Source organism: Bacillus luti (assembly GCF_009739945.1).
Lineage (GTDB): Bacteria > Bacillota > Bacilli > Bacillales > Bacillaceae_G > Bacillus_A > Bacillus_A luti.
This window is the reverse complement of the sequence record NZ_CP040336.1, coordinates 4,142,346-4,165,045: the sequence shown is the minus strand read 5'-3', so window position 1 is coordinate 4,165,045 and position 22,700 is coordinate 4,142,346. Positions and strand designations below refer to the sequence as shown.

At 35.7% G+C, this 22,700-nt stretch carries 24 protein-coding genes and 3 pseudogenes; 16 read left to right on the top strand and 11 right to left on the bottom strand.

Annotated elements, in window-relative coordinates; genetic code table 11:
• Positions 1-106 precede the first annotated feature (106 nt).
• Entirely contained in the window at positions 107-352 is a 246-nt protein-coding gene (locus EUC40_RS21140) for a hypothetical protein (protein WP_156576500.1), read from the top strand.
• Between the two features lie 26 nt (positions 353-378).
• Here EUC40_RS21140 and EUC40_RS21135 read toward each other — a convergent pair whose 3' ends face one another.
• On the bottom strand, positions 379-1,272 hold the full coding sequence (locus EUC40_RS21135; RefSeq protein WP_156576499.1) for a hypothetical protein: 894 nt from the start codon (positions 1,270-1,272) through the stop codon (positions 379-381).
• 173 nt (positions 1,273-1,445) lie between these two features.
• Here EUC40_RS21135 and EUC40_RS21130 point away from each other — a divergent pair, with 173 nt between their 5' ends.
• A complete protein-coding gene (locus EUC40_RS21130; protein ID WP_244322169.1) occupies positions 1,446-2,216 on the top strand; it encodes an alpha/beta fold hydrolase in 771 nt (256 codons plus the stop codon).
• Positions 2,217-2,326: 110 nt separating this feature from the next.
• Here the strand turns inward: EUC40_RS21130 and EUC40_RS21125 are convergent, their stop codons facing one another.
• On the bottom strand, positions 2,327-3,214 hold the full coding sequence (locus EUC40_RS21125; protein ID WP_156576497.1) for a DMT family transporter: 888 nt from the start codon (positions 3,212-3,214) through the stop codon (positions 2,327-2,329).
• 171 nt (positions 3,215-3,385) lie between these two features.
• A complete protein-coding gene (locus EUC40_RS21120) occupies positions 3,386-3,931 on the bottom strand; it encodes a TetR/AcrR family transcriptional regulator (protein WP_156576496.1) in 546 nt (181 codons plus the stop codon).
• Between the two features lie 285 nt (positions 3,932-4,216).
• Here EUC40_RS21120 and EUC40_RS21115 point away from each other — a divergent pair, with 285 nt between their 5' ends.
• The 4 genes from EUC40_RS21115 (at position 4,217) to EUC40_RS21100 (ending at position 7,674) form a co-directional block, all read left to right on the top strand.
• Positions 4,217-5,350 (top strand): NADH-dependent flavin oxidoreductase, encoded by a 1,134-nt coding sequence (locus tag EUC40_RS21115; protein ID WP_156576495.1) that lies wholly within the window; start codon positions 4,217-4,219, stop codon positions 5,348-5,350.
• A 26-nt stretch (positions 5,351-5,376) separates the two neighbouring features.
• A complete protein-coding gene (locus tag EUC40_RS21110) occupies positions 5,377-6,288 on the top strand; it encodes an alpha/beta hydrolase (RefSeq protein WP_156576494.1) in 912 nt (303 codons plus the stop codon).
• Positions 6,289-6,356: 68 nt separating this feature from the next.
• Positions 6,357-6,995 carry an SDR family oxidoreductase gene (locus tag EUC40_RS21105; protein WP_156576493.1) on the top strand — a complete coding sequence of 213 codons (639 nt, stop codon included), beginning with the start codon at positions 6,357-6,359 and terminating at the stop codon, positions 6,993-6,995.
• A gap of 19 nt (positions 6,996-7,014) precedes the next feature.
• Positions 7,015-7,674 (top strand): NAD-dependent epimerase/dehydratase family protein, encoded by a 660-nt coding sequence (locus tag EUC40_RS21100; RefSeq protein ID WP_156576492.1) that lies wholly within the window; start codon positions 7,015-7,017, stop codon positions 7,672-7,674.
• Positions 7,675-7,723: 49 nt separating this feature from the next.
• Here the strand turns inward: EUC40_RS21100 and EUC40_RS21095 are convergent, their stop codons facing one another.
• Positions 7,724-8,299: a TetR/AcrR family transcriptional regulator gene (locus EUC40_RS21095; protein WP_156576491.1), complete on the bottom strand. Its 576-nt coding sequence runs from the start codon at positions 8,297-8,299 to the stop codon at positions 7,724-7,726.
• 143 nt (positions 8,300-8,442) lie between these two features.
• On the opposite strand from EUC40_RS21095, the gene EUC40_RS21090 reads away from it, so the two are divergent.
• Positions 8,443-9,918, top strand: a complete 1,476-nt coding sequence (locus EUC40_RS21090; RefSeq protein WP_156576490.1) for an MDR family MFS transporter — start codon at positions 8,443-8,445, stop codon at positions 9,916-9,918.
• 120 nt (positions 9,919-10,038) lie between these two features.
• Here the strand turns inward: EUC40_RS21090 and EUC40_RS21085 are convergent, their stop codons facing one another.
• From EUC40_RS21085 to EUC40_RS21070, 4 genes are all read right to left on the bottom strand, one after another.
• A complete protein-coding gene (locus EUC40_RS21085) occupies positions 10,039-10,239 on the bottom strand; it encodes a hypothetical protein (protein WP_156576489.1) in 201 nt (66 codons plus the stop codon).
• A 226-nt stretch (positions 10,240-10,465) separates the two neighbouring features.
• Positions 10,466-10,993 (bottom strand): permease, encoded by a 528-nt coding sequence (locus EUC40_RS21080; RefSeq protein ID WP_156576488.1) that lies wholly within the window; start codon positions 10,991-10,993, stop codon positions 10,466-10,468.
• Positions 10,990-11,472 (bottom strand): hypothetical protein, encoded by a 483-nt coding sequence (locus EUC40_RS21075; RefSeq protein WP_156576487.1) that lies wholly within the window; start codon positions 11,470-11,472, stop codon positions 10,990-10,992. Before EUC40_RS21075 ends, EUC40_RS21080 begins: the two co-directional genes overlap by 4 nt.
• Positions 11,465-11,806, bottom strand: a complete 342-nt coding sequence (locus EUC40_RS21070; RefSeq protein ID WP_071710717.1) for a PadR family transcriptional regulator — start codon at positions 11,804-11,806, stop codon at positions 11,465-11,467. Before EUC40_RS21070 ends, EUC40_RS21075 begins: the two co-directional genes overlap by 8 nt.
• 339 nt (positions 11,807-12,145) lie before the next feature.
• Here EUC40_RS21070 and EUC40_RS21065 point away from each other — a divergent pair, with 339 nt between their 5' ends.
• The 5 genes and pseudogenes from EUC40_RS21065 (at position 12,146) to EUC40_RS21045 (ending at position 16,085) form a co-directional block, all read left to right on the top strand.
• Positions 12,146-12,712, top strand: coding sequence for a PRK06770 family protein (locus EUC40_RS21065; RefSeq protein WP_156576486.1), 567 nt, complete (start codon positions 12,146-12,148; stop codon positions 12,710-12,712).
• A gap of 322 nt (positions 12,713-13,034) precedes the next feature.
• Entirely contained in the window at positions 13,035-13,625 is a 591-nt protein-coding gene (locus tag EUC40_RS21060; protein ID WP_156576485.1) for an HAD-IA family hydrolase, read from the top strand.
• A gap of 172 nt (positions 13,626-13,797) precedes the next feature.
• Positions 13,798-14,093: pseudogene (locus tag EUC40_RS21055) on the top strand (IS4 family transposase); the annotation flags it as partial.
• Between the two features lie 132 nt (positions 14,094-14,225).
• Positions 14,226-15,382: pseudogene (locus EUC40_RS21050) on the top strand (IS4 family transposase); the annotation flags it as partial.
• Between the two features lie 523 nt (positions 15,383-15,905).
• The gene (locus EUC40_RS21045; RefSeq protein ID WP_156576484.1) at positions 15,906-16,085 is read left to right on the top strand and encodes a hypothetical protein; all 180 of its coding nucleotides are present in this window, start codon (positions 15,906-15,908) and stop codon (positions 16,083-16,085) included.
• 282 nt (positions 16,086-16,367) lie between these two features.
• Here the strand turns inward: EUC40_RS21045 and EUC40_RS21040 are convergent, their stop codons facing one another.
• Positions 16,368-16,697, bottom strand: coding sequence for a 6-aminohexanoate hydrolase (locus EUC40_RS21040; protein ID WP_156576483.1), 330 nt, complete (start codon positions 16,695-16,697; stop codon positions 16,368-16,370).
• Positions 16,698-16,836: 139 nt separating this feature from the next.
• On the opposite strand from EUC40_RS21040, the pseudogene EUC40_RS27340 reads away from it, so the two are divergent.
• The 4 genes and pseudogenes from EUC40_RS27340 to EUC40_RS21020 all read left to right on the top strand — a co-directional run.
• Positions 16,837-16,950 (top strand): annotated as a pseudogene (locus EUC40_RS27340) (transposase); the annotation flags it as partial.
• Between the two features lie 382 nt (positions 16,951-17,332).
• The gene (locus EUC40_RS21030; RefSeq protein WP_156576482.1) at positions 17,333-17,779 is read left to right on the top strand and encodes a MarR family winged helix-turn-helix transcriptional regulator; all 447 of its coding nucleotides are present in this window, start codon (positions 17,333-17,335) and stop codon (positions 17,777-17,779) included.
• A 32-nt stretch (positions 17,780-17,811) separates the two neighbouring features.
• Complete coding sequence (locus EUC40_RS21025) at positions 17,812-18,756, top strand: acetyl-CoA carboxylase carboxyltransferase subunit alpha (RefSeq protein ID WP_156576481.1); 945 nt, start codon at positions 17,812-17,814, stop codon at positions 18,754-18,756.
• A 317-nt stretch (positions 18,757-19,073) separates the two neighbouring features.
• Entirely contained in the window at positions 19,074-19,283 is a 210-nt protein-coding gene (locus EUC40_RS21020) for a hypothetical protein (RefSeq protein ID WP_156576480.1), read from the top strand.
• 697 nt (positions 19,284-19,980) lie between these two features.
• Here the strand turns inward: EUC40_RS21020 and EUC40_RS21015 are convergent.
• Positions 19,981-20,913, bottom strand: a complete 933-nt coding sequence (locus tag EUC40_RS21015; RefSeq protein WP_156576479.1) for a collagen-like domain-containing protein — start codon at positions 20,911-20,913, stop codon at positions 19,981-19,983.
• 884 nt (positions 20,914-21,797) lie between these two features.
• On the bottom strand, positions 21,798-22,274 hold the full coding sequence (locus EUC40_RS21010) for a CcdC protein domain-containing protein (RefSeq protein ID WP_156576478.1): 477 nt from the start codon (positions 22,272-22,274) through the stop codon (positions 21,798-21,800).
• Positions 22,275-22,700: the final 426 nt, after the last annotated feature.

Sequence of the window (22,700 nt, the reverse complement as noted above, 5' to 3'; positions counted from 1 at the left end):
GGTTCAACTAATAATCAGTGGGGGATGAAGAAAACCCCCACTGATTAAAGTTTCACTTTATTGGTATGATATTAATATATCAAAAAATGGAAGAAGGAGAATAGGGATGCTTAGTCATGTGAAACTCAAATTGGTTGCTGTAGTCTTTTTTTTCTTTGCACTAGTATTTTTACTTGATGGTTACATAGCAATTGCTTTTTTGTTAGTTCTAGTTGGTATCGGAATGTGGGCTTGGGGAAATGTTAGACTTAAAGCAGCTAGAGAAGAAGGCGAGATTAAAAAAGATGCTAGAAGACGAGCAAAATACGATAAAGTCTATGATAAAGAGTATTACAAAGAAAGACGTAAATAATAGCGAAAATTAAAAAGACTAGTTTCCTAGTCTTTTTGATTTAAAAGGTCTCTAATATATATGTTTGTTAAAGGAGTATCTTTCGCCTTTTGTTCAAGGAAATCATATTCATAGACATAACCATTTTTATCTAGTACATAACGGTTCATTACGACTACAGCTCCAGCGTGATTATCTTGTCTTAACGCAAGTAGTGTATTACCATCATCAGTTGTATCTTCTACATCTACTTGATAGTCCCCAGGGTTGCTTTTATTAGAAATCAAATAATCTTCCACTGCAGCCATAACTTCCTTCACTTTGTATCCGGATTCTTCTGGTGAAGGAGCAACAAATGTCTTATCCGTCAACTGCTTCTTCAATTTTTCCTTATCAACCTTTGAAGATGACTTTTTAGCTTCTTCTTTCTTATTTTCTTTACTATCATTAGCGTTCTGATCTGGATATTCATTCATTACTTTTTCAGTATTCAAATCAATGACTTTAAGGTTACTGATAGTTGGTGCATCTAAACCGCCAACTTCGAACATAATCGCGTAATTTGAAAGGATTTGTATGACTTGTCCGCCGCCGCGATTTGTGCTAATTGTACCTTTTGTATTGGAGTTTTTCTTAAATTCCCAACCAGCATCCTCAAGGCTATTATCCCAAGGAGAGCCTGTGTAAATACTATAGATTTTTTGTGCTAATTTTTTATCTAATTCATATGTTTTTTGTTCTTTACCTGTTTTCGTTTCTAAATCGGCAATCTTTTTTGTTAGTTCTTTATTTGTTTTTTCTAGGGATTCATTTTCTTTTTTCATAGTTTGCATTTCAGTGTTAGAATTCGTAGTTTCATTCGCTTTACTCGTAGTGTTATTGCAGCCTTGCAAAAGTAGTAGTGATGTGGCGAGTGTGAAGATGACTTTCATTTTTTTCATAAATACCCCTCTTTTTCTCTTTTATTTCCTTTTCTACCATATAACGTATATTTATATTCGTCAAATTACCTTATATAAATTATAAAAATAAAAGGGTGTATTGATTTTTAAACAATTTTAATATAAAAATATTAAGATGGTTAGTATATTGGAAGAAAATGAGGTTCATGTTTATGAAAGACAATATTGTATTTTTACATGGGATAACAGGGGATAGAAATGCATTCAAAACAGAGTATGAATACTTGAAGTCTTCATATGATTGTTGGTGGTATGATTTCCCCGGGTACGGTTTGGATACTTTAGGGAAGGATGTGCCTTTTTCCTTAGAGGTTTTAGTTGAGCAATTAAATAGTGAATACGAGCGGGCAGGTATTGAAGTAGCGCATTTATGTGCCCTTAGTTTTGGATGTTTGCCAGCTTTAGCATTTGCGAATAAGTATCCTGAAAAAGTAGCTAGTTTAACTTTTTCGGGTGGATATTGTAATGTTCCGTCAGAATTTCAAGCGAATCTATCGCAACTTTTAACGCGGAAGAGTGAATATACAAATCAAAGTTGGTTAAAGCAATATGCAATGCTTCAAAATCCAAATAGAAAAGAAATACCTGAAGACTCGCAATCTATTTTCTATAAGTATGGACAATTATTACATCCGAATGTATTTGAAAAAGCAGTACGAATCCAAATGGAATTTGATTCGGAAGAAATGTTGATGTCGATTAAGCAACCCGTTTTATGGGTGATGGGTGAGCATGATCATTTATATAAAGAAACGCTATACAATATAAACTATTGGATTCCTCATGTGACATATATAGAATTAAAAAATGCCGGGCACGTTGCTCACATACATGAGCCTAAACAATTTATGGATGTATTCGAGAGTTTTCTCAAGGAAATTGAATGTCGTTCTCTAAAGGTTGTGGAGGAATTAGTAATATAACGATTATAGTGAGAATTAACTCATTTCAGCGACAGGAAATAAAGTTCCTGTCGCTGAATAAAAGGTATAGTACGATATGTTGCAGTTAGAATTTGGATTATGCCAATGAATTACTCCACATTCCTCTTAAAACCAATCCTCAATACCCCCTTAAAATCTACCTCAGCAATTAACACACTTACTAATATAAGAGTCGCGCCTAAGTATCCTTTTCCTGTAAGTGTTTCACCTGTGAAAACGAAAGCGAATCCTGCGGAAAAGACAGGTTCTAATGAGAAGATAAGTCCTGTATGTGTAGGCGTCGTGTATTGCTGGGCGATCACTTGCACGATGAATGCGACTGCGGTGCAGAATATGCTTAAGATTAATATGATGAGCCATGAGTCGATTGTGCTAGGAAGTTTTGGTGTTTCTATTATGAATGAAAAAATAAGACTAAATAGGCCGACAAAACCGAGCTGCACTACCCCTAGTGCAATGGAGTTCACATGTTTCGTTACGCTTCCGGTAATGATGACGTGAATCGCATAAAATAGGGCGGACAGTATGCAAAATATATCGCCGTTACCGATCTTGAATTCACTCGTTAATGTTAATAAGCCGATTCCGACTATCGTTAAAACAATTCCTATTATCACTTTCTTTTCCGGAATGTGTTTTAAAAAGATAGCTGATAGTATCGGAATGAAAATAACTGTGAGACATAGTAAAAACCCTGCATTAGATACGCTCGTATACTTTGTACCAAACGTCGCAAAAATGTACACGATAAATAAGACAGAAGCGAGTATGAATGCATATTTTACAGTTTTAAAATCGATCTTGAATAAATGTTTGTAAAATATTAAACCTGATAAAAGAAAAGCGATAATAAATCGTAATGCGATTAAATTATATTCTTCTATATCATCAAGTCCAAGCTTTGTAAGTAGGATGGATGCACCCCAAAAAAATGTAACTAGTAGTAGCCCTAAATCCGCTTTTAATTGAGTTCTCATTTCTATTCCCTCGTTATGTATAAAATTTAAAATCCCATACCCCTATACCCATTACTTATTTTAATATTAATTCTGAATATTTGTAACTTAAATTTATCGACGTTTTATTCCATAAGAAAGAGGCTGTTTTATAATCCGGTTCAATCGGTTTATAAAACAGCCTCTTTTCATTTAAAAGTTCCGATCTAACAACAAGCCAAGCTGTTCCGCGACAACTTCCGGCGGATCAGGAAGTCCCTTCATAAAGTATGTCTCCACGACGCCTACGATAGCGTAGCCGAAGAATGTGATGATCATGTCTTCACTAAATCCTTTGTTTATGCCTTCTTTAATATCTATATCGTCTTTTATTTGTTCGATGATGTAATCGAAGAAATGTTTGCGGAAAGCGGAAGCTCCTTTTCCGGCTAACATCGTTGAAAAGAAGAAGTAGTGCTGTTCCATGTTTTCGAACCAAGCGATGCATGCTTCTCTAAAGCTTAAATCATGGAGGGGAGCGCACAGTGTTTTTAGTGCTTCGATACGTTCTACAACGAGTTTGTCGAGTAAATCAAATTTATCGAGGTAATGTAGATAGAACGTTCTGTTTCCGATGTTCGCCTCGGCGCAAATATCCTTTACTGTAATTTTATCAAATCCTTTTTCGGCCATTAGTTCAACGAAAGCGTTTTTTATTGCTTCTTTTGATTTAATGATCCTTCTATCGACCTTTTCCATTGTCTTCACCAAACTTTCTTGAGAATTAATACACGATTTTGATGGAAGTGTGCATTAATGCGTGAATTCACTAAAATTGACGTTTGAAAGCATCTCTTTTTCATTTTATATTATACACAAGGGAGAGATAATACATCAATGTGCATTAATTCTTTCGAGTGTCATTTCTTAATGAAAGAGGGGGATAGCAGTTAAATTTTGTGCTCTAAGCAACTTTCTTCAAAAGAAAAAATAACAAAATAATGAAAATTTTATATATGAAAAACAAAGAGAAAGAGGTCAATTATGAATCCGAAATATAACAACTTATTTGAAGCATTTACATTTAAATCTGGCGTTACCCTGAAAAATAAAGTCGTGATGGCACCGATGACAACTTGGGCTGGCAATGATGATTATACGATTTCAGATGAAGAAGTAAGTTACTACAAGAAAAGAGTGAACGGAGTAGGGCTTGTTATTACGGGATGTACGCATGTGCAGGCGAATGGTATCGGTTTTACAAATGAATTCGCAGCCTATGATGATACGTTCACTCCAAGTTTACGCAAATTGGCGGATGCGGCTAAGAGCGGCGGGGCTCCTGCTATCCTTCAAATTTTCCATGCAGGAAATAAAGCATTACCTGATTTCACGCCAGGCGGGGATGTAGTAAGTGCAAGTGCTTTAGAAACAGAAGCATCTCCGTTTGCGCCTTCTGTATTACCAAGGGAACTTTCGCATAATGAAATTTTAGAAGTAATTCGCGACTTTGGAGAAACGACGCGAAGAGCAATTGAAGCTGGATTTGATGGCGTTGAAATTCACGGCGCACACGGATTTTTACTACAAAACTTCGTCTCACCTTTCTTTAATAGACGTGAAGATGAGTGGGGCGGTTCTTTAGAAAATCGATTACGTTTCCCGTTAGCGGTCGTTCGTGAAATTCAGTCAGTTATTAAAAAGTATGCAACTAAGCCGTTCGCACTTGGTTACAGATTCTCACCTGATGAACCACAAGAAGGTGCTTTAAGAATGAAAGATACGTACGAATTAATGAATCGTCTTATTGAATTAGATGTTGATTATGTTCACGCTTCGTTAGCGAGTGCGCTTACTTCTAAACCAGTTGATAGCGAGGGCGAGAAAACATACATGGAGTTAATCGTTGAACATGTAAACGGAAGAGTTTCTGTAATGGTAGCTGGTTCTATCGTAACGCCAGCTGATGCAGCGTTAGCTTTAGAAGAAGGAGTATCACTTGCGGCAATTGGTCATGCGTTAATTATGAATCCAGACTGGATCGAAAAAGTTAAGAACGGAAAAGAAGAGGAACTGAAAACAGCGATTCAGAAATCAACAGTAAGTGAGCTAGAGCTTCCAGAAAAACTGTGGCATGTAATTGAAGCTTCAGGTCCATGGTTTACTATCGAAGATTAATATAAAAAATATTGGAGGGTTTTATTATGAGACAAAATGTTACATTCAAAAATAACGAGTTATTATTAGCAGGTCATTTATATGTTTCAGTGGAGTTTGATGAAACGAAAAAGTATCCAGCAATCATTGTTTCTCATCCAGGTGGAGGCGTGAAAGAACAAGCAGCCGGTCTTTATGCGAATAAGCTTTCTGAATTAGGTTTTATTACTTTAGCGTTCGATGCATCAAACCAAGGGGAGAGCGAAGGAACACCTCGCTATTTTGAAGATCCATATGCTCGTACAGAAGATATGCGTGCAGCGGTAGATTATGTAACGACATTATCATATGTAGACAATGATAAAATCGGTGCGCTAGGTATTTGCGCTGGCGGAGGTTATACAGTAGCAGCTGCGCAAACGGATCGTCGTATGAAAGCAGTCGCAACAGTAAGTATGGTTGATATTGGCTCACTATTTACAGAAGGGCTTGGCCGCGTTATCCCAGCAGAAGATCAAATTAAGCTATTAGAACAAGTATCAGGTCAACGCACGAACGAAGCGAATGGTGCGGATACGTATTATATTTCGTATGTACCAGAAGAGTTAGATGAAAGCATGACTGGGACGATGGCGGAAGGGCATGAGTACTATGTACAAGAACGTGGCCGTCATGAAAATGCACCGAACCGTCTAGTATTCACAAGTTTTGCTAAAATTGCAACATACTCACCTTTTAGCCATATTAATAAGTTTTTAACACAACCGCTTTTAACAATTGCAGGTAGTGATGCGGATACGCGCTATTTCAGTGAGGAAGTAGTGGAAGAAGCTGCGAGTAAAAATAAAGAATTATTCATCGTGGATGGTGCGACACACGTTGCATTATACGATGTGCCGGAATACGTGAATCCAGCGATTGAAAAATTAGATACATTCTTTAAAGAAAATCTTAAATAAAAAATGATGTGAGGCAGTAGAAATACCTCCTACTGCCTTATACAAAATAAGAAAGGGAGTTTTTGAAGATGACGAACGTATTAATTCTTGGAGCGAACGGACAAATTGCGCGTAATGCGATTGAGTTATTTTTAAATGAAACGGATGCAAGGTTAACGTTATATTTACGAAATGCAGATCGAGTACAGCAATATGCTTCTGATCGCGTACGCATTATGGAAGGCGATGTTCTAAATCGTGAAACGTTAAACGAAGCGATGGTAAATCAAGATGTTGTGTATGCAAATTTAGCTGGTGACGATTTAGAAGAGCAGGCGAAAACGGTTGTGAGTGCGATGGAAGGGACGGAAGTGAAACGTCTTATTTTCATTAGCTCACTCGGCATTTATGATGAAGTACCAGGAGAATTCGGGAAATGGAATAACCGTACGATTGGTCAATATTTAGGGCCGTACCGAAAATCTGCTGATGTAATTGAAGCTTCCAACCTTCATTACACCGTGTTGCGACCAGCGTGGTTAACGGATTATGATGAAGTTGAATATGAAATTACGGAAAAAGGTGAGCCGTATAAAGGAACGGAAGTATCACGTAAAAGTGTCGCAGCGTTCGTTGTTAAATTGGCACAATCATCTGATTTACATGTTGGCGGAAACTTAGGTGTAAACAAACCGAATACAGACGGTGATAAACCAGCTTTTCTTTAACATATAAAGGAGGATGCAAATGAAAGTTATAATCTTTGGAGCGACAGGTATGGTCGGTCAGAGTGCACTAAGAGAAAGTTTATTAAATGATGAAGTGAAAGAAGTAGTAACGATCGGTAGAAAACGTACGAATGCGATGCATGAAAAACTAAACGAAATTGAGCTTGCAAATGTGGCTGACCTATCGCCTGTTGAAGAGAAAATAACCGGATTTGATGCATGCTTCTTTTGTTTAGGTGTTTCTTCTCAAGGGATGAAGGAAGAGGCGTATACAAAAGTTACGTATGATTTAACGTTATCCGCCGCACACACATTAGCGGAGTTAAATCCAAACATGACGTTCATTTACGTATCTGGTAGCGGCACAGATAGTACAGAATCAGGACGTACGATGTGGGCGAGAGTGAAGGGAAGAACGGAAAATGAGCTATTACGTTTACCTTTCAAAGCTGCGTATATGTTTAGACCAGGATTCATTATCCCGGCAAATGGTGTGAAATCAAAAACGAAATTATATCAATTGATGTACGATGTGATGAAGCCTTTTAATCCACTATTGAAGAAATTCGGCAGTGTGATAACTTCAGAACAATTAGGAAGAGCGATGGTACGAGTTGGGAAAGAGGGATACTCGCATTCGGTTATTGAAGGTGCGGATTTGAAGAGGATTGGTATATAGTATGTACAAAAAAACGCCTATTTCATATAGGCGTTTTTTGATGGGGAAATTATTCCTTCTCAAACTGAAAAATATCCCGATTAATAAGTTGATGGAGATACCTATCCATTTCAGCAGCAGAAACTTTTCTTTCATTTTTAAACCACCATGCGCTTAATGAGGTGATTGCCCCTGAATAAAATTCAATGATTAAATCATTTGGCATCGTATGATTTTTGCGCAGTTGATGTAACGCTTCTATTTCTTGTTTTCTCGTTTCGTGACTTAAATACTGAGTCCGGTTAATAAATTGTTCATCAGACATTTGCGTTTCTAATATTTTACCGAGTTCTTCATGGTGTAGAAATTGTTCCATTACTTGAAATGGTTTACTTAATCGATCTGAAACGGGTATTTCAGCAATCATCTTGCTGTATCGTTTAAATCCAAAGGCTAATAAAGCATCTTTATCTTCAAAGTGTTTATAAAAGGTTGTTCGGTGTACCATTGCGCGATCACAAATTTGGTTAATCGTGATGGTACTATATTTCTGTTTTGATTGCGTCATTAATTCAAATAAGGAATTCCATAGTAATTTGTGTGTACGTCTAATACGTAAATCAAGTTGTTTTTCATTATCATTCATCTACAATTCTCCTTTTTTGTAGATTAAATATACAATGGCTGAAAATTGATTCTCCCTTTTTAATCTACATATGTATATTATATTACATGTGTTCCGGTTTAAATAAAGCTTTTGGAGTAAAAAAACAGGAGGAGAATCAATATATGAATATAACAACTAAGAGCCCTGCAAATGGCAAAGTTGATACTTCTAATATGAAGCATACCCCCATTTTAATTGCGTTACTTTTAGGGACAATGGTTGCATTATTAAACGAAACGTTACTTGGTAATGCGTTAACTGTATTAATGAAAGAATTTGACGTAACAGCGTCAACGATCCAATGGCTTTCTACAGCCTACATGTTAGTGGTTGGTGTTTTAGTACCGATTACAGCGCTACTTCAGCAATGGATTACAACGAGACAAATGTTTTTGATTGCAATGGTAACGTTTTTAGTCGGTACATTAATTGCTGGATTCGCACCGACATTTGCCGTTTTATTAGTCGGTCGTATTGTCCAAGCGGTAGCGACTGGATTAATTTCACCGTTATTAATGAATACGATTTTAATCATTTGTCCACCTGAAAAACGTGGTGCCACGATGGGATTAATCGCACTCGTTATGATGTCAGCGCCGGCAATTGGTCCTACATTATCTGGAGTAATCGTTGATTCATTGAATTGGCGCTGGTTATTTTACTTTGTCGTTCCAATCGTAATCATTTCCATTGTAATTGGAATGAAGTACATTCAAAATGTTTCAGAGTTAACAAGGCCGAAAGTAGATTATCCATCTATTCTTTTATCAACGTTAGGCTTCGGCGGGATTGTGTATAGCTTTAGTGCATCAGGTGACTTAGGGTGGTCTGATCCGAAAGTGTACGGCACTTTAATTGTTGGGCTTGTATCACTATGTATTTTTATCGTGCGACAATTAAAAATCGATAATCCGATTTTAGAACTACGTGCATTTAAAGTTCCGATGTTTACATTATCAGTTGGATTAATCGTCATTGTGATGATGTCGTTATTTTCAACGATGACTTTATTACCGATGTTTCTGCAAACCGTTTTACTCGTTACAGCCTTTAAATCAGGATTAATTATGCTTCCAGGCAGTATGATTAGTGCCGTAATGGGACCAGTCGCAGGTAAATTATTTGATAAATTTAGTCCGAAAGTTATTATCATTCCCGGCATTGTGTTAGTAGGTATTGCAATGTTCTTATTTAAAGGCATTACACCTGACACATCAATGGTACAAATTATTGTCATGCACAGCGTATTAATGGTTGGACTCATGTTTGTCATGACAGCACAAACATACGGTTTAAATCAATTAACACCAGATCTATATCCGCACGGAACAGCACTGTTTAATACACTGCAGCAAGTAGCTGGCGCAATTGGTACGGCTATCTTTATTTCAAAAATGTCTTCAGGAACAACTAGCTATATGGAAAGCTCCGTAAATCCAATGGATCCAGTAGAGAAATTAAATGGCTTAACATCAGGATTCCAAGGTGCATTTGCACTTGGATTAATCTTTATTGTGGTTGCTTTTATCGTATCGCTATTCTTAAAAGAAGAGAAAAAGGGAGTAGAAGTAGCCGGGGTTTTACAGAACGAAAATTAAAGTTTATATAAAAAGACATCTTTAATCGTAAAGATGTCTTTTTATATTTCTTTCGTAACGATTGTTCAAGCAACCAAGGGAAATGTGGTGTATGTATTGTCTGTTTTTTAGTATGAAGAACTATTGAGAATAACGATATAAAGCTTTACTAATAACTAAAAGGCCGATAATAAGGGATAGTATTCTCATTATAAATTCTGCAACTAATAAGTTGCCCATAGCTGTCGATCCATCATACATCAACCCTATGATGATAATAGGTGCGATCATAATGATAATTCCAATTACTATTTGAAGAAGTAGATTCATGTTTTTACTCAAGATAATCACCTCCAAAAAGTATTACAAAATAAGTATATGGAATTTTTTGTATTATACATTTATTATACTGTATCGAATTAAAGTTATGGTAATGTTTCTAAAATAAAGAGGAGGTGTCACATAGTCAAAAAATGACTCGTGGGACACCTCCTTTTAAGTAGTTGAAATTAAAGATGCTTCAATGACAGTTCGATCTTCTGCGTCTGTTATCCAATGTTTGTTAATCTTACATTTCCTCCGTAACATCATACCTTAGCAACTGCCCTTGATCATAAAATCTCTCAAAAATAATCCCCATTACATAGAAGAATACGAGACCGAAGCCAATGTGAATAAGTGTAAAAGTAGCTCCAAATGAAGAAAACTCATATACGATAATTGGCAATTTCGCAGTTGTCCAAACGCCTAAGAAAAATACGATGTATTTAATGCTCGCACCTTTTTTTAATAGTAGTGCTGCGATTGGAAAGGCGACGTAAAGGGGACCAGCTGCAATGCCTCCTAATAATAGAGAGAATAAGATACCATATATGCCCGATTTTTCGCCCATATATTTTATTAACGTTTCTTTCTTCACCCATTGATCAAGTAATCCTACAAATACGAGGACAGGAGGGAGGAGAAACAGCATATCTAAAATGCTATTGCCTGTTAGTTGTAATGCAGTCCAGCCTAAAGATTGGTTTATAAAAGTTAAGACAAAGAGCCCCAGTAGTAAGATGAAAAAGAAACGATATTTTTTTAATTCGTTCATACCATCACCACCCAAATAATATAGGAGAATAGGAGAGACATGAGTAATGCAGATACATTACGTGCGTAAGCAAAGCTTCGCCCGAATATTTTTTGTTCCATTGGCAAAGTTGTAAGTCCTACTGACATGAGTGTAGACATAAGTGCCGCAACTTGCGGGAGGCCTGCACCGTGTTGGACTAACGTATTTCCAAGAGGAAACACGACAAAGCTTGGGATGAGTGCAACAGAACCGAGGAGTGCAGAGTAAACAATACCTAACAATCCAGATTGTTCTCCAATGATAGAAGAGATGAAAGATGGCGTTAAGATTGAAAGCGATAAGCCAACGAAAAGCATGATGGAAAGCATGGCAGGGAGAAGGTTTCGAAATATTTTCCACGATTTCATGAGAGCGTCTTTCGTTTTAGTACGGTCCTTCATAAAAGAAATCCCCGTAAGAAGAATGGCTAACGTGTAAAGGATCACGCCGTTAATCATGATCGGATTCCTTTAAATCTTTATATTTGCCTAGGAAAAAGGATAAGTTCTTCATTTTTTCTTCGATATCCATTTGAAAATCTGCTAATTGTTCCTTTCCAGCAGACGTAATTTTGTACATCTTTCTCGGTTTGTCTTGATGATCTGTACTTACGTAAGATTCAATTGCACCTTCGTTTTCTAATTTCTTTAGCGTGCGATACAAAATGGCACTATCAATTGGATTGACGGGAAGTTCTTCTTCACATTTCTGAAGTAGCTGACCGCCGTAGTTATCACCTTCTGCTAAAAATAACAAAAGAAATGCACCTGTATGTCTTCCTGTATGTTTCATAAATAGACCTCCTAGAATGGATTATGTTACTGTTAATGACAGTATACTGTTGTTAACAGTATATGGTGCATGAAGTGCTATGTCAATTTTAAAAATTGTGATTTTCGAGAGAGAAACTCACAATAACGCTTTTTCAAATATTCGAGTGAAATCCTGTATTTTGGTATATTCAAATGGAACTTCCCTTGGTTCATATTTTATGAAGCCACTGGAAGTTGCTGTAATGTTTATTACAGCACTTTATGTTTAATAAATAAAAACTCACATATCCATAAAAAGGAGAATTATATATGATATTCTTTATGTAAGATATTCGGATAAGTATAGGGAGAAGTGAGTATGGACAAGAAGCTAACGTATTGGTTAGGATCTATTATAGGGATGATAGTACTTGCAGCTGGTATGACTTATGGGATGTTACAGTTTGCGGAAGTACCAATGGGTGGTGAGGAGCATGCTTTTGCAGAGTCTAATAAAGAAGAAACACCATCGAATGAAGCAGAGATTAAAGGTTCAAATGCACAACTTCACATCACTAAAAGTGCTACTGAAGAAGAAGTTATTTCAGCTATGCATAGCATGACTCATCAAAAGGTAAAAGCGAGTGACGGACGGGGCGCAACTCCTATGTCTAAAAAGAATGCAGAGAAAGTAAGAAGCATTTTAAATGAAAATGATTTTAAGAATAAAGAAAAACTATTAGCAATCACTGAAAGATGGGTAAATAGGGATTTTAGTAAAATCGTAGAAGAACATAACTATTTCTGGGAACTTCAAGACGGCAAGATAGGTGAAGCTACAAAAATGGATTCGTTAGACGAGCAAACATTCTCTCTAAATACTTTCGGTGATGAAGTAACAGCCGCATTAATTAAATCCGGAGATCTTCAGCATGTTGGAGAATAATAAACATCTATAGATTATGGTTAGCGGCTTACCTTTTTGTATGTACCTTTTCTAAATTTCTTCAATACAATAGATGTGATTCTCAAGCAAGAGGAAGGCACCTTATGGTGTCTTTTCTTTATGGGGTACTGACGCATGCTCATCAAGTCAAGAATTTGAGATTGCCCCAAAACGAAGATTTTAAGTAAACTGTGCAAACTCCTTATTTTAGCGTGTCTATACATTCTTTACCTTAACTGGAACATAGTAATATGTTTGGAAAAGGAGTTTACGTTTTTTTTGTCGAATTTATGTCAAGATAACTACAGAAAAGGTGATTTAATTGAATATTCTATGGGATTTTGACGGAACCTTATTTGATACATATCCTGCTTATACGAAAATGCTCTCTTTAGTGTTAGAAGAAGCGATAGACAAACAAGAAATTTATGAAAAGTTGAAAATTTCATATTCCCATGCCGTGGACTACTATAATATCTCTAGCGATCAGAAAGAAAAGATTAAAAGATTAAAGAAAAAATTGTCTCCAAAAGATATGAAACCATTTCATGGTGTGGAAGAGATCTTAAAGTTCGCAGATAAGAATGTAATCATGACACATAAGCATAGAGATGGCGTTTTAGAAATTTTAAAATACTATGGCTGGGACAAATACTTTGTAGATATGGTTACAATTGATGATGGTTTTCCTCGCAAACCTAATCCAGCATCATATATTCATTTGCATCAGAAACACAGAATTGACCTAGCTATTGGAGACAGGGAACTAGATTTGTTACCTGCAAAAGAATTAGGAATTGTAACCTGCATGTATCAAGGACAAAGTGATGTAGCAGATTACCATTTACACGACTACTTGGAGTTCTTTAATACAGATATTCCATCATTAAGACAAGTGCATAATCAACAATAAATGATATAAAGGAGCTATACCTCGATTTTTCTATGGGCTCAATGTCTCTAGCCATTAACTTAATTCAAATAGGATCCCGCCACATCACTATCAACCTAAGATAAATTTATATCCATAATTCACAGAAAACGTTATTCTTTTGTAGAAATATACAGAAAGGATGGCGTTTTTTATGATTCTTTCGATTCAAGATGAATTTCATTTGTTTGCTGAAGAGCTACAGCGACATTTATCCCCCGATATCCTTCAACAACTTGCACAGGAAACAGGTTTTGTAAAACGTAAAAGTAAATATGGGGCACGAGATTTGGCTACTTTATGTATTTGGATCAGTCAACATGTAGCAAGCGATTCTCTCACTCGGTTATGTAGCCAACTTTATGCGAATACAACTACACTCATGAGTCCAGAAGGACTTAATCAACGTTTTAACCGATGCGCTGTTTTATCCCGCTTTAATGGGCAGTAAGACCCCCACCTCAAAATGCAGCGAAAGCAAAGAAGTTAGGTGGGGGATCAACTGCCCATAAAAGTCCGATTGGTTCAACTAATAATCAGTGGGGGATGAAGAAAACCCCCACTGATTAAAGTTTCACTTTATTCCTACAGTGTGTATTTTCTCGTTTAGTTAAAAGCCAACTAAACGATTCATCTCAAATTCCAAACCAATACACTTCCTATTTTCAACGTATACGTATTTTAGATGCTACTATTTTTCAAGTACCCAATCATTTAGCTCCTATTTATCCTGGTTCAGGAGGATGTGCACAAACAGCCGGTATTAAGATTCAACTAGAGTATGATTTACATAGTGGGAAATTCCTCAATTTTCAAATGGAACCAGGTAAAAATAATGATAAAACCTTTGGTACAGAGTGTTTAGATACCTTATGCCCAGGAGATTTATGTATTCGAGATTTAGGATATTTTTCGCTAAAAGATTTAGACCAGATGGATCAACGAGGGGTATTCTATGTTTCACGGTTGAAATTAAATAATAGAGTATATGTAAAAAATGAATCGCCAGAATTCTTTCGGGATGGGACAGTTAAGAAGCAATCTTTATATGTTTTACTTGACCTTGAAGATATCATGCATCAAATAAAACCAGGAGATACTTATGAAATTGGGAATGCCTATGTTGGACAACAAAAATTACCCTCACGACTTGTAATATACAGACTTACATCAACTCAAATTCATAAACGTAGGAAATAGCAATCTTATGTTGAAAAGAAAAAAGGAGTCACATACTCTGAAAGAAGTAAACGTTTAACAGAAATCAATGTTTATATTACCAACATACCATGGGAAATTGTTCCGATGGAACAGGTCCATGATATCTACTCACTACGTTGGCAAATAGAAATTGTATTTAAAACATGGAAGTCTCTTTTTGGTATCCAACATTGTCACAATATTAAGCGAGAGCGTCTAGAATGTCATCTTTATGGACAGTTAATCGCTATTTTTCTTTCTTCTTCTACTATGTTCAAAATGCGACAGTTGTTACTACAAAAAAACAAAAAGAATTAAGTGAATATAAAGCAATTTATATGATTCAAGATCATCTATGCTTAGTATATAAGGCTATCCAACAAGACACCCAAGAAGTATCAAAAATTTTCCTTCGTCTGTTTGACCTCTTACAGAAAAACGGACGGAAATCCCATAGATATGAGAAAAAGACAGTCTTTGATATTTTAGGCATTGTTTATCAGTGCACTGTATCCAATCTAAAGCGGAAAACTGCATAATTTTTAAAAATACACCTAATCAAGGTTTATTTGGAATGCATATTTTTAAAAACAAATAAACAAAATATCAGGCATGTGGGCATCAAGAACGGAAGTTCATGGAATACCCAACCTTAGCTTGATGGGCATGGGGTACTGACGGCAAAACGCAGATTTTATACGCTAAGAATATGCAGGATCTCATGCAGACTACAAGAACGCTTTGAGCTCCCAAATACTGTTGTGACAGGAATGTATGAAATCTTGCATACAAAGAAGGGAACGGAAAGCCAGGAAACTATTGATATGAAGGACTTTCTGAGATTTGGTTACTACTGATAATGATGCGTTATGTTAACCTCATATGTATAGAATATACTGTGTAGAAATAATAAAGTTATTTAATTTACAATAAAGTCGTTTAAAAACAGATAAAGTTATTTGAAAGAATGAGGAAGGATTGGGTTTTTGTTCCGTTTTTTACTGTGTTTTTGTATAATAAAAATAACAATATTCTTTAAGTGTAATTAGGAGGGGTATTTTATTGGAAAATAAAACATGTGAGAAATGTGGGAGTGATAAATTTACAGAAGCTACAGATTATATACCTGTAAAGCCAAGTAAAGGTTCATTTAAAGGCTCTAATAAGATTTACTCATTTTGTTTAAATTGTGGTGAAGTTGATTCAATTCGTATAGAAAATACAACGATTTTTAAAAAGTAAGGGGCCATTCTTAAAGGGGGCCTTCCATAATTAAATAACTTTTTTATTTCTAAAAAATCATAGAATAGAAGAAAAACAACGGTTTTTAAATATCTTTAGTAACCATCTATCAAAAGTGACTGATAGATGGTTATTGTATTTCTAGATATAAAATTAAATAACTTATTTGTCATTTTACATATACAATTAACTAAAAATGAAAAGTTTACATTTAAAAATGAACAATAAAAAAACAGTAGTGTATAAAATCACTACTGTTTTTTATTGTTTCTTACAAGTAAATTATTTAAATTCTTGTCTATATAATTTAAACGAATAAATAGCTCCAACGAAGAATACAAAGGCTTCAAATAATATAAAGATTTGACGGAAATTCTCGATATCTTTACCAACTAAAGAAATAAATATAGCATTCATTAGAATTTGAGTAGTAAACATACAAGAAATAATTTTAAAGTAAATAGCATTTGTTCTTTCATCTGGTTTACCAATTTTTTTGTAAATAATAATAAGTGCAATTACTGAACCCAAAAATAGAAGTGCTGTAAGTCCTACAACGATATTGAAATTACCTGTACTTTCTAACATCCATTTATTTAATAGATCAATCATTATTATCTTCCTTTCCTACATAAGAGAATATTTCTTTCTTCTTTTTCACTATAATAAAAAAAGAAAAAGGAAAACATCGAACTTTCTTACAAACATTCGTGTATTCTTACAGTTTTGTCATTTTGTAAATGTATTCATCGCCGTGCCTTTCACTATTTTCTTTGGAAAACATAGTGAATTATGAGAAAGAGCGCTACAAGATCAACTTCTAAGAAGTAGTGCACTAAACCTCTTAATTAATGCAATTAGTATGTAGAATACTATTTATTTAAGTGAAGCAATAAAAGCTTTGAAGAAAAAACAACATTTTGTTGGTGCTACCCCATGCCCATCAACTTAAGAATTTAGAATTCCCCCAAAAAAATATGAGTTTTTCGTTACAAGTTATCACAAAATTTCGTTTTTGGGGTAGTTTTATTTTCTTAGCTTGATTTCGATGAGCGGTACCCGATAAAGGCCCCTGATACATAATTGATGTTTTGCCATTTGTAGAAAACAATCCACTTATACCATTTTAACAAGAAGAAATATCTCGTCCATGTTGTAATATTGGCTTACGTTAAGCTTGTGAAAAGATCATATTCATGTATAATACAATTGATGTATGATACAATAGTTGTAGGAGGGTGACCTTTTTGAAAAGAGAAGATGCCTTAAAACTAAGAACAGATATTAAGAAAATGATTGTATTAACTGGGGTTTTTGAATCTCAAAATTTGCCCAATGGACCATTTGAAAAACCTTTACCAACTTCTCAAATGATGGCGTTAGAGGAACTAGAGGTGGAAAAACTAACTGTTTGGCAACTATCCAATAAACTTAGATTAGAGACTTCAACTGTAAGTAGATTGGTAGATAAGTTAGTAAAAAAGGGGCTTATTTATCGTGAAGTAAATGAAAAAAATAGAAGAGAACTTTTTCTGCACCTCACAGAAAAAGGTCACATAACTGTTAATTGCTTAAGAGAGCAATCCATTACATTTTATCAAAGTATTCTCAATAATTTATCAGAATCAGAACAAAAAATAGTTGTGGATGGTTTTGAATTATTTATTGATTCTATTTCTAAGCCTTTTGATTAGAGTGAGGTAAGTCATAACATTTGGAGGATAAAATGAGTTTGCATTTTGAACGTCCTATTATTGAATTAAAAGAGAAATTTGATGAATTAAAGAAAATTATGAAAGAAAATAATGTAGATTTATCGTCAGAAATTCATGAATTAGAAAAACGTTTAAATAAAATGCAAGATAAAATTTATTCTAATATTACACCTTTTCAACGAGTTCAAATTGCAAGGCTACGTAACCGACCCACGACATTGGACTATATACCTTTATTGTTTACAAACTTTCTCGAACTTCATGGTGATCGATTATATGGTGATGATAAAGCAATGATAGGTGGTATTGCAAAATTTAAAGGAATGCCCGTTACGGTTATTGGTCATCAAAGAGGTAGAAATACAAAGGAAAGTATAGAAAGAAATTTTGGAATGGCACATCCAGAAGGTTATAGAAAAGCGCTAAGACTTATGAAACAAGCTGATAAATTTAATCGCCCTATTATTACATTTATTGATACAATAGGCGCCTATCCAGGGATAGGGTCTGAAGAACGTGGAATTTCTGAAGCGATAGCTCGAAATCTATTTGAAATGGCTACACTTAAAGTGCCAATTGTTTGTATTGTAATTGGAGAGGCATCAAGTGGTGGAGCTCTTGGCATTAGTGTCGGTAACCATATCCATATGTTAGAGTATTCATGGTACTCGGTAATTTCGCCAGAAGGAGCAGCATCTATCCTATGGAAGGACGCTAAGTATGCTCCAGAAGCTGCTGAACATATGAAAATTTCAGCAAAAGATTTAAAACATTTAGGAATTATTGATGAAATCATTCCTGAAATTAAAGGTGGAGCACAAAATGATATAAAATCACAGGCAAAAATGATTGAATCTGTAATCGAATCATCTCTAAAAAAATTGATACTATTATCCTCGGAAGAGCTTATACAACAGCGATACGAAAAGTATAGACAAATAGAGAATTATAAATGAAAGTATTTAAAGTCCGTATTACATTTCGGAGGATTCTCGCAAAAAAAATTCTAAATATTTTGTAAGTAACCTCTTAAACTGGGATATGCTGATACTATTACTCGACAAAAGATGTGTGATCGGTATGGAAAAGGAAAATTTGTTCAATTTGTGCTGCAAGAAAAAGCTTGTATGGATCAAGTAGAGAGAGGCACTTTTGGGGATTGTAAAGTTATAAGGACAGATTTAAACTTCGCATACATCTGTCCTTATAGGGAAAAATATGTAAGGTATTGTGCTGGAAAGCACTTGCCTATTCTAAATAAGGAGTGAGATGAATGACTGATAAAAACGAACGTAACCGTGTCGATAATGATGCTGGCGAAGCGGTAGGAACTGGTGTCGGTGCTGTCGCTGTCGCTGCTTTGGGTTCGGTTCTTGGTCCACTTGGTACCGTTGCAGGAGCTGTTGCAGGAGGAGCGATGGGTAACGTAGTCGGCGAAGGTGCCGATGAGGCTAATGACAGTGTTGCGAACCGAGAAGATTAGACTTTAACCAAAGTGACACTGAATGAATTGGATTGCCAAAAAGGGAGTCCTTTTTTTATTAAGTTAATTCAGCTTTTTTAGGTAAATTCCCAGTAAAATTGTGGATCAATTCACTTAAAGTAACGGGTGCGTTAGTTCAACAAGATATAAGCAGCAATCATAATCATTTTCTTGATCTTCCGCAATCGGGCGCTTTAATGGAGGAAAGATCACAAAATGATCAAACTTTATTTCAAAGCTACAGTATTCATTATTTCTGCTATTATAGTCGTATTAACATACATATACAATTCTAATAAGTAATACAATCAAACTAGATTAACCAATCAATGAAGGCACCTTTGGGTGTCTTTTTTAAGGAAATACATCAATATTTTCTTTTTACAATTGGTATGTAACGATATCTAATGGGCTTTTGAGAAGTACGATGGACGTCAACAAGGTCGTAGTTCCATTGTACTTGAAAACGCTAGATATACTATGATTTGATTTCATCATAAAAGAAAGCATTTCTAAAACAAAGAAGTGAAATTTCACCCAAAATAAGAAGAGCGCCGATTGGATCTCTTCTTGTTTTTACTTAATCTATTAACATAATATCGTTCCAGCAATATATGAAAATGACCATTAAGTAAGCTTTCCATTTTAGTTTGAAGCAAATTCTACAAAGACTTCCTGACCTCTTGATAGAAATGAACTATGTCACAGTAGGAGTTATATCCACAGCTGTAATTTGACAAGTTGAAATAGCGAATCTAAAGAGTGTAGTTGGATTTAAAGGTATTGGTAAAGTACCTATCACTATGCCAAGAGCTGTTTGTTCCACATTAAAGCCTGTTGCAATAGAACCATTACTTACTAAAAGATTCACTATGGATCCGATAAGCGTATCCAGTAATTGTCGAATCGGTCGTTCACGACAATCACAATCACATCCTAAATCGGCAGGTGGAAGTAATGTTAGTGGGGGTACTGTTAGTGAAAATCCTACTCCTATTACATCAGAAATATTGACCACGAAAGTTGTAGTGCTAACTGGATCTGTGACTGTAACTAAAAAATCATTTACGGAAGTAATATTGAATAAAAGGAAACGAGGGGCTACATTTGGTGCGTCTGCAATAGTGGCAAGAATCACAGTCTGCCCAATAAGTTGTTGTAAAACGTTCTGCATAGGGAAAACACAGCAATCACAAAGACAGCCCTCAGTTGCTCCAGTTGGACCTGTTGCTCCAGTTGGACCTGTTGCTCCAGTTGGACCTGTTGCTCCAGTTGGACCTGTTGCTCCAGTTGGACCTGTTGCTCCAGTTGGACCTGTTGCTCCAGTTGGACCTGTTGCTCCAGTTGGACCTGTTGCTCCAGTTGGACCTGTTGCTCCAGTTGGACCTGTTGCTCCAGTTGGACCTGTTGCTCCAGTCGGACCTGTTACCCCAGTTGGACCTGTTGCTCCAGTTGGACCTGTTGCTCCAGTCGGACTTGTTGCTCCAGTTGGACCTGTTACCCCAGTTGGACCTGTTGCTCCAGTCGGTCCAGTAGGTCCTGCCGGACCTGGAATTCCCTGTTCTCCTGGAATAGGAACCGGAAACGCACAAGAAATATCACAAGGATTAAATCTATTTTTTGATGACATAAACAATCAGACTCCTTTACTTACCATATTCATTATATATAATGTAAAGTGAGCTTTTGTTCCTGTATGTTTATCCAGGATTATCTAATAAATAGTGAGAATATACATCATATTCATAGAAAGTTAATTTAATACTCCAATAAATAAAATGCGGTTATCAAGTCGAAGGGAGACACCTTAGGGTGTCTTTTCTTTATTTCAAGAGGACCTGCTCAATTCATGCGTAAAACCATAAAGTAAATTGAATTTAAGTAGGCTACTAGGCATACATCCAATCTAAGCTTTGACCCTGAGCATAAAATTAGTTATAAGTCTAATTTCAATAAGGAGTGAACCTGGAATCATGGTATATATACGACAAATGCCACTCTATGCCCAGAGCCCTTGGGGTCTTCAAAATTGTATATTTCGATTCACGTATCTGTGGCTTAGAAACGAAGATAATTTCTGGTTTTTTTTGACGACTGTTGGGCACGAAAGAGTTTATGGCTATAGGTTTTTCGGCGGGAGATGGAATCATTATTCGGTTGCTCTAAACGATATTGTTTCCTTCCATTGTTCTCCTCCGACTCCAGCTCTATATTAAACACTACGCCTGACCTTCGTAATCTGAACTAACCCATTAGATTTCCATCCTGAACATAAAGGATAGAACTTCTAAGAACAAGAATTATGTGGACATGAAAGTCCCCCAATTAAATAATCTGGAGGACTTTTAATAGTCTTCTAAATATATTAAATCCGGATAATAAAGGCTTATGTTAGCTAGGTGTGTATATTATACTCAATCAAAATTTTACTAGGGGGAAGAGTCCAATAAGCCCTTTTCCATTGTTACTAAGTAAATGGACTATACAAAGTTTTCTATTAAAACCTTCTATGTTTTAATAGAAAACTTCTTTCTTTTGTTCGAGCACTTTTTTGAATTTTATATAGCAAGCAATTCGCCACGGAACAATGTAGCAAATGATAAAAGTGAAAAATAACAGACTAAGTGTACCTGAATCGACTGTTGTAATGTCTTGTCGGATAAAATAACGTAAAAGAAGCATTAGAATAAAAGCCACGACAAACTTCCAGCTTTTCTTTGCATAAATGTTACCATCCTCTCTGATTTCGTAATCTGACAAAATGATAATAATCACCGAAAAGACAAGCCCTAAAACAACACTTACGCATAATTCGAAAAACGTCGGGTGCCCTAATTGGAGAAAAAATGAAAGTCCAAATGTTAAGTAAATAAGTGGCAAAAATATTCGCACCCCACTTCCCTTGATTGGTTTATACATCGAACGAATCCTACGTAGTAAAATGAGCGCGCCAAAAAATAAAAACAAATAAGACGGCATAACAGTTTGCATATACATCCCCCTTTTAACAATTTTCTGAATATTGATATACATGTCATTCCATAAACTGTAAATATATTTGTTGTATATTATGTTTTCCAATTCATCAAGAAGAGAGTGGTTGATTAGGATGGGGGGAATTCCCAATTTATAAAGTGAAAAAAGATTAGTGAAATACTAATCTTTTTTACGGTCGGTTTACTAACGATAACGAGAATTATGGTGCGACAAGAAGTCGCATTCCCACAGGGTAGCTTCTGCTACTAGATTAGATGCAAAGTCTATCTCCATCCGAAACTGCGGACTTGGTAACGGGCTCGTGGGTTGCATGAGGAAATGTGGAAACAGAGAGTCTGTACATGACTCGGAATACCGCTAGGAGAAGACAGGTACGGTGAACGAGAGTGAAGGCTCGTAAGCTTCGTAATCGTTAGCTTG

Coding starts and splice junctions, on each gene's coding strand:
- EUC40_RS21120 (WP_156576496.1), bottom strand. CDS start 3,931: ATGGAAAAGGTCGATAGAAGGATCATTAAATCAAAAGAAGCAATAAAA.
- EUC40_RS21020 (WP_156576480.1), top strand. CDS start 19,074: ATGACTGATAAAAACGAACGTAACCGTGTCGATAATGATGCTGGCGAA.
- EUC40_RS21130 (WP_244322169.1), top strand. CDS start 1,446: ATGAAAGACAATATTGTATTTTTACATGGGATAACAGGGGATAGAAAT.
- EUC40_RS21065 (WP_156576486.1), top strand. CDS start 12,146: ATGGACAAGAAGCTAACGTATTGGTTAGGATCTATTATAGGGATGATA.
- EUC40_RS21040 (WP_156576483.1), bottom strand. CDS start 16,697: ATGATTGATCTATTAAATAAATGGATGTTAGAAAGTACAGGTAATTTC.
- EUC40_RS21010 (WP_156576478.1), bottom strand. CDS start 22,274: ATGCAAACTGTTATGCCGTCTTATTTGTTTTTATTTTTTGGCGCGCTC.
- EUC40_RS21105 (WP_156576493.1), top strand. CDS start 6,357: ATGACGAACGTATTAATTCTTGGAGCGAACGGACAAATTGCGCGTAAT.
- EUC40_RS21025 (WP_156576481.1), top strand. CDS start 17,812: ATGAGTTTGCATTTTGAACGTCCTATTATTGAATTAAAAGAGAAATTT.
- EUC40_RS21100 (WP_156576492.1), top strand. CDS start 7,015: ATGAAAGTTATAATCTTTGGAGCGACAGGTATGGTCGGTCAGAGTGCA.
- EUC40_RS21140 (WP_156576500.1), top strand. CDS start 107: ATGCTTAGTCATGTGAAACTCAAATTGGTTGCTGTAGTCTTTTTTTTC.
- EUC40_RS21090 (WP_156576490.1), top strand. CDS start 8,443: ATGAATATAACAACTAAGAGCCCTGCAAATGGCAAAGTTGATACTTCT.
- EUC40_RS21125 (WP_156576497.1), bottom strand. CDS start 3,214: ATGAGAACTCAATTAAAAGCGGATTTAGGGCTACTACTAGTTACATTT.
- EUC40_RS21080 (WP_156576488.1), bottom strand. CDS start 10,993: ATGAACGAATTAAAAAAATATCGTTTCTTTTTCATCTTACTACTGGGG.
- EUC40_RS21095 (WP_156576491.1), bottom strand. CDS start 8,299: ATGAATGATAATGAAAAACAACTTGATTTACGTATTAGACGTACACAC.
- EUC40_RS21070 (WP_071710717.1), bottom strand. CDS start 11,806: ATGAAACATACAGGAAGACATACAGGTGCATTTCTTTTGTTATTTTTA.
- EUC40_RS21015 (WP_156576479.1), bottom strand. CDS start 20,913: ATGTCATCAAAAAATAGATTTAATCCTTGTGATATTTCTTGTGCGTTT.
- EUC40_RS21075 (WP_156576487.1), bottom strand. CDS start 11,472: ATGATTAACGGCGTGATCCTTTACACGTTAGCCATTCTTCTTACGGGG.
- EUC40_RS21135 (WP_156576499.1), bottom strand. CDS start 1,272: ATGAAAAAAATGAAAGTCATCTTCACACTCGCCACATCACTACTACTT.
- EUC40_RS21110 (WP_156576494.1), top strand. CDS start 5,377: ATGAGACAAAATGTTACATTCAAAAATAACGAGTTATTATTAGCAGGT.
- EUC40_RS21115 (WP_156576495.1), top strand. CDS start 4,217: ATGAATCCGAAATATAACAACTTATTTGAAGCATTTACATTTAAATCT.